The following is an 11,530-nucleotide window of genomic DNA, read 5'->3' as shown; positions in this document are numbered from 1 at the left end:
CCCTGCTCCCCCGCAGGCCGCCGCCCCCGCGCCGGCCCCGGTGGAGCAGAAGACCGAGGCGTCGGCGGCGCCAACGTTCGTCTATACCTACAGTCCGGTGGGAAAGCGGGATCCGTTCCGCAGTCCGCTGGAGGAGCTCGGGCCGGTGGCGCGTGACGCACCGGAGCGGGCCTGCAACGAACCCCTGTGCGTGTTCGACCTGGACCAGCTCAAGCTGGTGGCGGTCGTCACCGGGGATGCCAGCCCGCTGGCGATGGTCGAGGACCCCCTGGGGCGCGGCCACATCGTCCGGCGCAACACCCGCGTGGGGCGCCAGGGCGGCAAGGTCACACAGATTCTCAGGGACTCGGTCACCGTCACCGAGGTCTTCACGGGTGCCAAGGGCGAGCTCATCAGCAATCCGGTGAGCCTGCAGCTCAAGGCGGATGGCGTGAAGGACCCCGCCTACAACCTGATGACGGGCAAGAACTGGGAGTAGCGCCCCACGGCGCGCCAGCGGGCAGACGTCGCCCGCTTCCAACTTGTTGAGGGGACGCATGCTCGAGCAGAGCGCTGTGACGAGGGGCAAGTGGATCATGGCGACCGCATGGGCGGTCGTCCTGGCAAGCGCCAAGGTGTACGGCGCGGATCTCAATACGCTGAGGGACCTGCAGGTGTCCCGGACGGGAGCCGGTGCCCAGGTCGTGGTGACCGGGACCCGGCCGCCCACCTTCACCGTCTTCCGGCTCAGCGGGCCGGAGCGGCTGGTGGTGGACCTGTCGTCCGCGGACGCCACCGGCATCAAGGGGCACCATGACGGCACCGGTCCGGTGTCCGGCGTGGTCGCCGCCCAGTTCTCCGACTCGCGAGCCAGCGTGGGCCGCGTGCTGGTGGCGCTCGACCAGGCCTCCCAGTACGACGTGCGCGCGGAAGGCAACCGCGTGGTCATCTCCGTGGACGGCTCGCCGGTGGCCCCCGCCGCCGCGACCGCTCAGGCTCCACAGGCGACGCAGGCCCTGGCCGAAGCAAAGCCGGCCCCCAAGGCCGAGCCCGCGCCGGTGAAGGCCGCGCCCGCGCCGGTGGTGGAGGCGATGGTGGCGGTGGTGCCGGAGGAGGGGACCTCCTCCAAGGCGGCCCCGTCCCAGGCGCCGGGCCGTGAGAACGTCGTCGCCACGGAGGCGGATGAGCGCGAGGTGGCCCACCCGGCCCAGCGCATCACCCGGCTGTCCATGGACGGCGAGGCGCTGCGCGTCGGCACCGACGGCGAGATTGCCCGCTACGAGGTCCTGGAGCTGGTGGACCCGCCGCGCCTGGCGGTGGACGTCTACGGCGTGGGCCTGAGCGCGAAGGCGCCCAAGGTGAAGGGCGACCTGCTCAAGGACGTGCGCGTGGGCGCTCATGAGGACAAGGTGCGCCTGGTCCTCGTGGCCAAGGGCGACATGCCCGCCTACCGCGTGGACCGCTCCGCGCGGGGCCTGGACGTGGTGCTGGGGAGCGCGGTGGCGCGCAAGCCCAAGCCCGCGCAGCCTCGCGACGCGGTGGTGGCGGAGGTGGAGCCCCTGCGCCCGCAGCCCCTGCCCGCGCAGGAGCCGGTGAAGCCGCAGCCCGCCGTGGCGCAGGCCGCGCCGCAGCCGGCGGTGGTGGAGGTGAAGGACCTGACCTTCGACGAGAGCCCCTCCGGTGGCCGCGTGCAGCTGAAGCTGTCCGGCGCGACCGCGTGGAAGGTGGACCGGCCGGATCCGCGCAGCGCGGTGCTGACGCTGGAGAACGCGCGGCTGCCCAAGAAGCTGGAGCGCAGCCTGGACACCAGCGCGCTGGACACGCCGGTGAAGATGATCAGCGCCTTCAGCGTGCCGGGTGAGGGCCGCAAGGTGCGCCTGGTGGTCGCCGCGGACGGCGCCATCGAGGAGAACGTCACCCAGGGCGCCAACAGCCTGAGCTGGCGGCTGGACGTGCAGGGCGTGAAGACGGAGGAGGTGGCCGTCACCCAGCGCACCGCCGGCTTCACGGCGGAGGCCCCGGCGTACGCGGCCGAGGGCGCGCCCCAGCAGGCCCGCTACCGCGGCAAGCGCGTGTCCTTCGAGTTCAAGGACATCGACATCCAGAACCTGCTGCGCGTCATCGCGGAGATCTCCAAGCGCAACATCGTGGTGGCCGACGACGTGGCGGGCCGCGTGACCATCCGCCTGCGCAACGTGCCCTGGGACCAGGCGCTGGACCTCATCCTGCGCACCAAGCAGCTGGGCCAGGAGCAGGTGGGCAACATCATCCGCATCGCGCCGCTGAAGACCCTGGAAGAGGAGGCGCGGCTGCGCCAGGAGCGCAAGAAGTCGCTGCAGCAGCAGGAGGACCTGCTGGTCAGCCTGGTGCCGGTGAACTACGCGGTGGCCGGGGACATGTCGTCGCGCGTGAAGGACGTGCTCAGCGACCGTGGCTCGGTGACGGTGGACACGCGCACCAACGTGCTCATCATCAAGGACATCCGCTCCAACACGGAGAAGGCGCGCGCCCTGGTGCGCAGCCTGGACACGCAGACGCCGCAGGTCCTCATCGAGAGCCGCATCGTGGAGGCGAGCACCACCTTCAGCCGCGCCCTGGGCGTGCAGTGGGGCGGTCAGACGCGCCTGTCCACCGCGACCGGCAACCCCACCGGCCTCATCTTCCCCAGCACCGTCGGCGTCACGGGCGGCGCGGGTGGCGCGGCGCCGGGCGTTCCTCCCCAGCCCAACTTCGCGGTGAACCTGCCGGCGGCGGTGGGTGAGGGCATCGGTGGTGCCATGGGCTTCGCCTTCGGCTCCGCGGGCGGCGCCGTGCAGCTCAACCTGCGCCTGTCCGCGGCGGAGACGGAGGGCGCGGTGAAGACCATCTCGTCGCCCAAGGTCACCACGCTGGACAACAACACGGCCCGCATCAGCCAGGGTCTGTCCATCCCGTTCAGCCAGACGTCGGCCGGCGGCGTGAACACGACCTTCGTGGAAGCGCGCCTGTCGCTGGAAGTCACGCCGCACATCACCCAGGACGGCAGCATCCTCATGTCCATCCAGGCTCAGAACAACCAGCCGGACCCGTCCAACACCGGTGCCAACGGCCAGCCGTCCATCCAGCGCAAGGAGGCCAACACCCAGGTCCTCGTGAAGGATGGCGACACGACGGTCATCGGCGGCATCTACGTGCGCCGCGGCAGCACCCAGAGTGACTCGGTGCCCTTCCTGTCGAAGATCCCCGTCCTGGGCTTCTTCTTCCGGAGCACGGAGGAGACGGATGTGCGGCAGGAGCTGCTCATCTTCATCACGCCCCGCATCCTCAACCGGCAGACCATCGCGCAGAGCCTCTAAGGCTTCGCGTCCTGTGATTGGGAGAGACATTCCAATGAAGCCCTTCTTCATCGCGGCGGCCCTGTCGCTCGGGCTCTGCTCGTGCTCCGAGAGCGCCCCCGCAATCCAGATCACCCAGATCAAGTTCCCCAGCGTGACCTGCGAGGTCGAGGACGACGCGCCCGCCATCGCGCGTGGCTCGCTCAACGTCCAGTACGGTCAGAGCTACGTGCTGGGCTTCCTGGTCAACAACGGCTACCAGCAGACCGCCGTCGACGTCGGGGACATTCCCCTGGAGCCGGGCGAGGGCTCGGGCGGGGCCGCCACCGCGTTCGTCAAGACACTTCGGCTGTCCTATTCCTCCCCGGACGTCAGCCTTCCCGACGGCGAGGTGAACTACACCGCGGGCCTGTCGCCTGGCAGCCAGGACAACGTCCTCGTGGCCAACGTCCTGACCGCGGAGGCCGCGGAGGAGCTCGCGAACGGGCTGGCGGAAGGGGAGTTCACCGAGGTGACGGTCACCGTCCAGTTCGCGGGCGAGTACGGTTCGGGGCACAAGAACTTCGAAACGAACGAGCTCGAGTACTCCTTCACCGCCTTCAAGCGGAACCTGGGGATCGCGACCTGCGCGCCTGGAACGCTGCCCGATCCCGTCGCCCCGTGCGGTTCTTCGCGCGGTGGACAGGAAAACAACTACCCCACGTGCGTGCTGTAGGCCGGCCACCCCACACCCCGCCCCGGGAGGACCATGTCTTTTCGCACGCACCTTGAAGCGGTGGTGAACCAGGTGGACGGAGCCCTCGCGTGCAGCGTGATGGGCTTCGACGGCATCTCCGTGGAGACGTTCCAGAGGGACGAAGCCACGGAGCTGGACGTGTCCGGCACCTGGGTGGAGTACGCCAACCTGCTCACGCAGCTGAAGAACGCGGCCGAATCGCTGAAGACGGGCAACGTCACCGAGGTGTCCGTCAACAGCGAGAAGGTCCTCACCGTGATGCGCCTGCTGACGCCGGAATACTTCCTGGTGCTGGCCCTGCGCGCGGACGGGAATTTCGGCAAGGGGCGCTATGTCCTGCGCGTCACCGCGCCGCAGGTGAAGGCGGAGTTGTAGCCACGCACGTCCGCCCGGGCAGGGGCTTGTCGAGCCTGCCCGGCGACGCAGCGTGCCTCCGCTTTCCTCTTTGCAGGAACCAGGGCATGGGCTAGACACCCCGGACTTTCGCCTTTACGTCTGTATGAAGGAGTCGGTCCCATGGCCGGGTTTGTCGACACGTCCGAATTCCGCAATGGTTTGAAGATCTTGTGGGAGGACAAGCCGTACGTCATTGAGTACTTCCAGCACGTCAAGCCTGGAAAGGGCTCCTCCTTCACGCGCACGAAGATCCGCAGCCTGCTGGACGGCCGCGTCCTGGAGCCCACGCTGAAGTCCGGCGACAAGGTGGGCACCCCGGACATCGAGTCCAAGGACATGCAGTACCTGTACGTCCAGGACGGCGACTACTACTTCATGGACAAGCGGAACTTCGAGCAGACCTTCCTCTCCAAGGAAGGCCTCGGAGAGGCCGTCAACTTCCTGAAGGAGAATCTCGACGTGGAGATCCTCTTCTGGAACGGCAAGGCCATCAACGTGTCGGTGCCGAACTCGGTGGACCTCAAGGTCACCAAGTGCGACCCGGGCGTGCGCGGCGACACCGTGTCCGGCGCCCTGAAGCCCGCCACGATGGAGACCGGCTTCACGGTCAACGTGCCCCTGTTCATCAACGAGGGCGACGTGCTGAAGATCGACACGCGTGACGGTGGCAAGTACCTCACCCGCGTTTCCACCGCGGGCTGAGAGCAGCTTCCCTTCACCTGGCGACCCGGGAGGGGTCTGAATGGCAACGAAGCGCAAGGCAACCCGGTCGCCCGAGTCCTCGGGTGCGGCCTCCGGACGGGATTCGGGCAACACGTCGCTGGACGTGGAGGCCCTCCGGCAGATCGTCGAAATCCTGGAGGCTTCCGACGTCACCCGGCTGGTGTGGACGAAGGGCCCGGAGAAGCTCTACATCCGCCGCGGCCACGCGCCGGAGACGACCATCGTCCACCACACGGCGCCGTCCGGCCCTGGGGTGACGGTGTCGCCGCCGGTGGAGTACGCCGCCCCGGCCGCGCCCCGTGCGGCCCCTGCCGCCGCGCTCGCGGCCCCTGCCGCCGCGGCGCCGGAGAAGCCCGCGGAGAAGCCGGGCCACCTGGTGAACAGCCCCTTCGTGGGGACGTTCTACCGGACCCCCGCGCCGGATCAGCCCCCGTTCGTGGACGTGGGCACGGTGGTGCGCAAGGGCCAGGTGCTCTGCATCGTGGAAGCGATGAAGTTGATGAATGAAATCGAGTCCGAGGTCTCCGGCCGCATCGCCGAGGTCCTCGTGGAGAACGGTCGCCCGGTGGAGTTCGGCCAGGCGCTGTTCCGCATCGAGCCGGCCTGAGTCTCTCGTCGTCTGGCGCGTCCTGCCCCCTTCCGGGCGGGACGCGCCGCGCCTTAAAGGCCCTCGCGTTAGGAGCACGGCCGTGTTCAAGAAGGTCCTGGTCGCCAACCGCGGGGAGATTGCCCTGCGGGTCATCCGCGCATGCCGAGAGCTGGGCATCGCCACCGTGGCGGTGCACTCCACCGCTGACGCCAACGCGCTGCACGTGCGCTTCGCGGACGAGGCCGTCTGCATCGGGCCGCCTCCGTCCAAGGAGAGCTACCTCAACGTGCCGCAGCTGCTCTCCGCGGCGGAGATCACCCGCGCGGACGCCATCCACCCGGGCTACGGCTTCCTGTCGGAGAACGCCGAGTTCGCGGAGGTCTGCGAGAACTGCAAGATCCGCTTCATTGGCCCGCGCCCGGAGATGCTGCGGCTGATGGGCAACAAGGTGCGCGCGCGCGCCGCGGCCCGCGAGGCCGGCATGCCGCTCTTGCCGGGCAGCCCCGGCGTGGTGAAGGACCCGCGCGAGGCGGAGGCGTTCGCCAAGGAGATCGGCTTCCCGGTCATCCTGAAGGCGGCGGCGGGCGGCGGCGGCAAGGGCATGAAGATCGTCCGCGAGCCGGGCGTGCTCGCGCAGGCGTTCTCCACCGCGCAGGCGGAGGCGCTGGCCTCCTTCAACAACGGCGACCTCTACATCGAGCGGTACGTGGAGAAGCCGCGCCACATCGAGATTCAAATCGTCGCGGACGAGCACGGGAACATCATCCACCTCAATGAGCGTGAGTGCTCCGTGCAGCGGCGGCACCAGAAGCTCATTGAAGAGAGCCCGTCGCCCGCGCTCACGCCGGAGCTGCGCCAGCGCATGGGCGAGGTGTCCGTCGCGGCGATGAAGAAGCTGCGTTACAACAACGTGGGCACCATCGAGTACCTGCTCGACGAGCGCGGCGAGTTCTACTTCATGGAGATGAACACGCGCATCCAGGTGGAGCACCCCGTGACGGAGCTGGTCATGGGCGTGGACCTGGTCCGTGAGCAGATCCGCATGGCCTACGGTCACCCCCTGCGCTTCAAGCAGGAGGACGTGCAGATCCGCGGGCACGCCATCGAGTGCCGCGTGAACGCGGAGGATCCCGTCACCTTCGCGCCGTGGCCGGGCAAGATCACCGGCTACAGCGTGCCGGGCGGCTACGGCGTGCGCGTGGACTCCGCCGCCTACGAGAACTACACGGTGCTGCCGCACTACGACAGCCTGCTGTCGAAGCTGATCGTCCACGCGGAGGACCGCGAGACGGCCATCCGCCGCATGCAGCGCGCGCTCTCCGAGTACGTGGTGGAGGGCATCCGCACCAACATCCCGTTCCACCGGGCGGCCCTGGCGGAGGAGTCCTTCCAGGAGGGCAACTACGACACCCGCTTCGTGGAGCGCCTGCTGGCGAGCGAGACGGGTTCGCGCCGGCTCAAGAAGGCCGTGGAAGAGACGCCGTAGCGCTCGCCGTGAAGGCGTGGAGGACCCGCCGGGCGTGCGAGCGTCCAGGCGGGTGATCCAGCCCCGGGGGATGGCAGGCTGTTTCTTGACCCGCGTTGGAGGATTCCGTTAGCCTCCAACGCTCCCCCCCAGAGAAGGACTGAAACCCGCGAAGTTCCTCGGGGTTTCTGCCTGCCGGAAGCGCACGCTCGATGGACAAGAACAAGATCATCGAAGCCGCCGCGAAGCTGGTCGCGAAGGGCGCGTACGACAAAGCCATCAAGGAGTACCAGAAGGTCCTGGAGGTCGACCCGAAGGACATCCGGGTCCTCCAGAAGATGGGGGAGCTGTACCAGAAGAAGAACGACAACGCGCAGGCGGCGCACTTCTTCACCAAGGTCGCGGAGAGCTACTCCTCGGACGGCTTCTTCCTCAAGGCCGTCGCCCTCTACAAGCAGGTCCTCAAGCTCAACCCGAACCTGCTGGAGGTGAACCTCAAGCTGGCGGAGCTGCACCAGCAGCTGGGGTTGATGTCGGAGGCGATGGCGTACTTCCAGATCGTCGCCAACCACTACGACAAGGCGGGCGACACCAAGTCGAGCCTCGACACGCTGAAGAAGATGGTGGATCTCGACCCCGAGAACGTGGCGTCGAAGATCAAGCTCGCGGAGCTGTACGCGCGCGAGAACATGACGAAGGAAGCGGCGCAGGAGTTCAAGCGCGCCGCGGAGTACCTCAAGCGCAACGCCCGGGCGGATGACTGGCTGCGCGTCGCCGAGCGCCTCTCCACGCTGGAGCCGGACAACCTCCCGCTCGCGAAGGAGCTGGCCGCGTCGTACCTGCAGCGCGGCGACCAGAAGCGCGCGCTCGCGAAGCTCCAGGTGTGCTTCAAGGCGGATGGCCGCGACGTGGAGACGCTGACGCTCCTGGCCCAGGCGTTCCAGGGGCTGGGGCAGGTCTCCAAGACGGTGTCCGTCTACAAGGAGCTCGCGAAGATCCACCAGGAGCGCGGCCGCACCGCCGAAGCCGACGGCGTGTGGACGCAGATTGAGCTGCTGGATCCGCAGGATCCGGATCTGCTCGCGCGCCGGGGCCCCGTGGCCGAGCCGGAGCCGGAGCCCGCGGCCGCCGTGCACCACGCCGAGGAGGAGCCCGCGCCCGCGTGGAGCGCGCCCGTGGCAGCCGCGCCGCCGTCCCGTCCCGCGCCCGCCGCGCCGCCCGCGGCCGTGATGCCGCCCGCGCCCGCGGGGATGAGCCGCGAGCAGCTGGCCAAGCTGCTGACGGAGACGGACGTCTATGTGAAGTACGGGCTCCACGACAAAGCGCTGGAGCACCTGCGCAAGGTCTTCTCCGTGGATCCGGAGAACCTGGACGCGCACGAAAAGGCGTACCACATCTACGTGGCGGCCAATAACGGCGCGCAGGCGTCGGAGCAGCTGCTCAACGTGCTGCGCTTGTGCACGCGCCGCGCGGACGTGCTGCGCGCGCAGCCGTACCTGGCCACCATCCTCCAGGAGAACCCGGGGCATCCCGAGGTGCCCGCCTTCCTGTCCGTGCTCCGCGCGGAAGGGGGCTTCGTGGCGCCCGCGGCGACGCCGGGCGTGGAGTCGCTGGAAGAGGACGCCATCCTGGTGGACTCCAACGACGACGAGGTCCTCGTCGCGGAGCCGCCGGAGGACGCGCTCGCGCAACCGGAAGGCGACGAGCTGGCGCTCGCGGCGCTGAGCCACGGGACGGACTCGGACGAAATCGTCGACGACGAGGTCGCGGAGACGACGCTGAGCGGCGAGGAAGCGGTGATGGGCGAGCCCATCAGCTCCGCCGAGAACACCGTCTACGACCTGCCGCCGCAGGACGACCTGGTCACGGGCTCCGACGAGGACTCGCTGGTGCTCGCGGACGAGCCGGGCCTGGGCGACTCCAGCGGCCTGGACGACGAGCCGCTGCTCGCGCAGGACGACGCGCTGGCGTACGCCGCGGACGCGGGCGACGAGCCCATGGTGCTCGCGGACGAGCCGGGCGGCATGTCGCTGGGTGACGAGGAGGAGCCGCCGCCCACGCGCGTGCTGTCCCCGTCGCGCGCGCTCCTGGACGAGGCCGCGCCGGACACGCGCCAGCTGCCGACCCTGGACGACTCCGGCGACGAGGCCTTCGTCGAACCGGGCATGTCGCTGGGCGAGGACGACGACGCGCCCACGCGCGTGGGGCTCGCGCCCCTGGACGTGTCCGCGCTGGACGACGCCGGCCTGGACGAGAGCTTCTCCGCGCCCGCGGACGAGCCCGCGCTCGAGCCCGAGGAGCCCGCGTACACGGGCGGCATGTCGCTGGGCGACGAGGACGACGAGCCCACCGCCGCGCACATGGTGCTGCCGCAGGTGGAGGACCTGTCCTACGACGAGCCCGAAGCGCTCGAGGATGCGCCGGAGCCGGAGCCCGAACCGGAGCCCGAGCCGGAAGCCGAGCCCGAGGAGGAGCCCGCCTCCGAGGAGTGCGACGAGGCGTCGTTCTTCCTCGACCAGGGGCTGTTGGAAGAGGCGCGCGAAATCCTGGAGACGGTGACCATCGCGTTCCCCGGCCACGTGCGCGCCGGCGAGCTGATGGCGCGGCTGGAGGAGATGGAGGCCGGCGGTGGCGCGGCCCCCGAGGACGACGCTCCCTCCGAGCCCGTGCACGTGCCCTCCGTGCAGCCGGTGACGGAGGCGTCGCTCGACGACGGCGGCGGTGGCGGCGACGCGTTCGACCTGGCGGCGCAGCTGGCCGGCGAGCTGGACGACCTGGGCGGAGAGTCGCTGGCGGCGGTGCCCCCGGCGGAGGAGGACTTCCAGTACTCGGTGGACGAGGTCTTCGCCGAGTTCAAGAAGGGCCTGGCCAAGGTGGTGAAGCCCGAGGACGTGGACACGCACTACGACCTGGGCATCGCCTACAAGGAAATGGGCCTGCTGGACGACGCCGTCCACGAGTTCGACGTGGCCCGCCAGGGCTGCGTGGGCACGCCGCGCGAGCTGGACTGCCTGACGATGATTGGCATGCTGCACACGCTGCGCGGCAAGCCGGAAGAGTCCGTGGCGGTGTTCAAGGAAGGCCTTTCCAACGTGCTCGCGACGGGCGAGGTGGCCAAGGCGTTGGGCTTCGAGCTGGCGAGCGCCTACGACGCGCTCAACGAGCCGGGCAAGGCGCTCTTCCACTTCCAGCGCGTGGCCGCGATGGACGCGAAGTACCGCGACGTGGGGTCGCAGGTGACGCGGCTGTCGGCGGTGACCGCGCCGGAGGAGGACCCGCTGCCGCGCGCCGGAAAGGGCCCCGCGACGCCGGTTCCCGCCGCGGGCGCGCCCAAGGCTCGTAAAGTAGGGTACGTGTAGCGCGTCCCCACGAGGCCCGGCGAGCGATGACGACCTACCTCGATTTCTTCGAACTCACCCAGGAGCCGTTCTCCAACGCTCCGGTGAGCCGCTTCTATTACAACTCCGCGCAGCACTCGCAGGCCCTCACCCGGCTGATGCACGCCGTGGGCTACATGAAGGGCCTGTCCATCCTCATTGGCGACATCGGCGCGGGCAAGACGACGCTCGCGCGGCGCATGCTCGACTCGCTTCCGGAGTCCGAGTACGAGGCCGCGCTGCTCGTCATCATCCACTCGGGCATCACCGCCCAGTGGCTGCTGCGCCGCATCGCGCTCCAACTGGGCGTGGAGAACCCCGCGCAGGAGAAGCTGGCGCTCCTGTCGCAGCTCTACCAGCGCCTGCTGCAAATCTACGAGTCCGGCAAGAAGGCCGTCGTCCTCATCGACGAGGCGCAGATGCTGGAGACGCGCGAGCTCATGGAGGAGTTCCGGGGGCTGCTGAACCTGGAAGTGCCGGAGCGCAAGCTCATCTCCTTCGTGTTCTTCGGCCTGCCGGAGATCGAGAAGAACCTGAAGCTGGACCCGCCGCTCGCCCAGCGCGTGGCGCTCCGCTACAAGCTGGAGCCCTTCACGGCGGAGTCCACCGAGGCGTACGTGAAGCACCGGCTGCGGCTCGCCGGCTGCCCGCGGATGCCCTTCACGCCGGAGGCGCTGCTCGCGGTGCACGAGCACTCCGGCGGCACGCCGCGCGTCATCAACACGCTGTGCGACAACGCCCTCTTCGAGGCGTTCCTCGCGCGCTCGGAGACCATCAGCGCGGAGCTGGTGCACCGCATCGGCGACAACCTGGGTCTCCAGGGTGGCTCGGCTGCTTCCCAGGCAAGCGAGCGGCCGAGCACGCCCGCCTCGTCGCTGCCCCGGACGGCGAACACGAAGATCGACCTGGCGGAGATCGACCGCTACCTCGAGGGACTCGGTAAGCTCTAGC

The 11,530-nt window shown here is 69.3% G+C and carries 9 protein-coding genes; all 9 read left to right on the top strand.

The window, feature by feature from the left end:
* A partial coding sequence (locus tag D7X96_RS31310) for a pilus assembly protein PilP (protein ID WP_121771411.1) occupies positions 1 to 478 on the top strand: 478 nt, incomplete at its 5' end.
* A 58-nt stretch (positions 479 to 536) separates the two neighbouring features.
* Complete coding sequence (locus tag D7X96_RS31305) at positions 537 to 3,314, top strand: type IV pilus secretin PilQ (protein WP_121771410.1); 2,778 nt, start codon at positions 537 to 539, stop codon at positions 3,312 to 3,314.
* Between the two features lie 34 nt (positions 3,315 to 3,348).
* Entirely contained in the window at positions 3,349 to 4,008 is a 660-nt protein-coding gene (locus tag D7X96_RS31300; protein ID WP_120551299.1) for a hypothetical protein, read from the top strand.
* Positions 4,009 to 4,041: 33 nt separating this feature from the next.
* Positions 4,042 to 4,404, top strand: a complete 363-nt coding sequence (locus D7X96_RS31295; RefSeq protein WP_120551300.1) for a roadblock/LC7 domain-containing protein — start codon at positions 4,042 to 4,044, stop codon at positions 4,402 to 4,404.
* 141 nt (positions 4,405 to 4,545) lie between these two features.
* Positions 4,546 to 5,127 carry an elongation factor P gene (gene efp, locus D7X96_RS31290; RefSeq protein ID WP_120551301.1) on the top strand — a complete coding sequence of 194 codons (582 nt, stop codon included), beginning with the start codon at positions 4,546 to 4,548 and terminating at the stop codon, positions 5,125 to 5,127.
* A gap of 40 nt (positions 5,128 to 5,167) precedes the next feature.
* Positions 5,168 to 5,755: an acetyl-CoA carboxylase biotin carboxyl carrier protein gene (gene accB, locus D7X96_RS31285; RefSeq protein WP_120551302.1), complete on the top strand. Its 588-nt coding sequence runs from the start codon at positions 5,168 to 5,170 to the stop codon at positions 5,753 to 5,755.
* Between the two features lie 82 nt (positions 5,756 to 5,837).
* The gene (gene accC / locus D7X96_RS31280) at positions 5,838 to 7,223 is read left to right on the top strand and encodes an acetyl-CoA carboxylase biotin carboxylase subunit (RefSeq protein WP_120551303.1); all 1,386 of its coding nucleotides are present in this window, start codon (positions 5,838 to 5,840) and stop codon (positions 7,221 to 7,223) included.
* Positions 7,224 to 7,414: 191 nt separating this feature from the next.
* Positions 7,415 to 10,561 carry a type IV pili formation protein SgmX gene (gene sgmX / locus D7X96_RS31275; RefSeq protein WP_121723350.1) on the top strand — a complete coding sequence of 1,049 codons (3,147 nt, stop codon included), beginning with the start codon at positions 7,415 to 7,417 and terminating at the stop codon, positions 10,559 to 10,561.
* A 26-nt stretch (positions 10,562 to 10,587) separates the two neighbouring features.
* Complete coding sequence (locus D7X96_RS31270; protein WP_121723349.1) at positions 10,588 to 11,529, top strand: ExeA family protein; 942 nt, start codon at positions 10,588 to 10,590, stop codon at positions 11,527 to 11,529.
* Position 11,530 lies beyond the last annotated feature (1 nt).

This window comes from Corallococcus interemptor (assembly GCF_003668875.1).
Taxonomy (GTDB): domain Bacteria; phylum Myxococcota; class Myxococcia; order Myxococcales; family Myxococcaceae; genus Corallococcus; species Corallococcus interemptor.
Note: the sequence above shows the minus strand (reverse complement) of the source record. Positions and strands in the feature narration are given on the sequence as shown.

What these genes read in the sequence shown, in the direction of transcription:
- D7X96_RS31270 (WP_121723349.1), top strand. Translation starts at nt 10,588, where the DNA reads ATGACGACCTACCTCGATTTCTTCGAACTCACCCAGGAGCCGTTCTCC.
- D7X96_RS31305 (WP_121771410.1), top strand. Translation starts at nt 537, where the DNA reads ATGCTCGAGCAGAGCGCTGTGACGAGGGGCAAGTGGATCATGGCGACC.
- efp (WP_120551301.1), top strand. Translation starts at nt 4,546, where the DNA reads ATGGCCGGGTTTGTCGACACGTCCGAATTCCGCAATGGTTTGAAGATC.
- D7X96_RS31300 (WP_120551299.1), top strand. Translation starts at nt 3,349, where the DNA reads ATGAAGCCCTTCTTCATCGCGGCGGCCCTGTCGCTCGGGCTCTGCTCG.
- sgmX (WP_121723350.1), top strand. Translation starts at nt 7,415, where the DNA reads ATGGACAAGAACAAGATCATCGAAGCCGCCGCGAAGCTGGTCGCGAAG.
- accB (WP_120551302.1), top strand. Translation starts at nt 5,168, where the DNA reads ATGGCAACGAAGCGCAAGGCAACCCGGTCGCCCGAGTCCTCGGGTGCG.
- D7X96_RS31295 (WP_120551300.1), top strand. Translation starts at nt 4,042, where the DNA reads ATGTCTTTTCGCACGCACCTTGAAGCGGTGGTGAACCAGGTGGACGGA.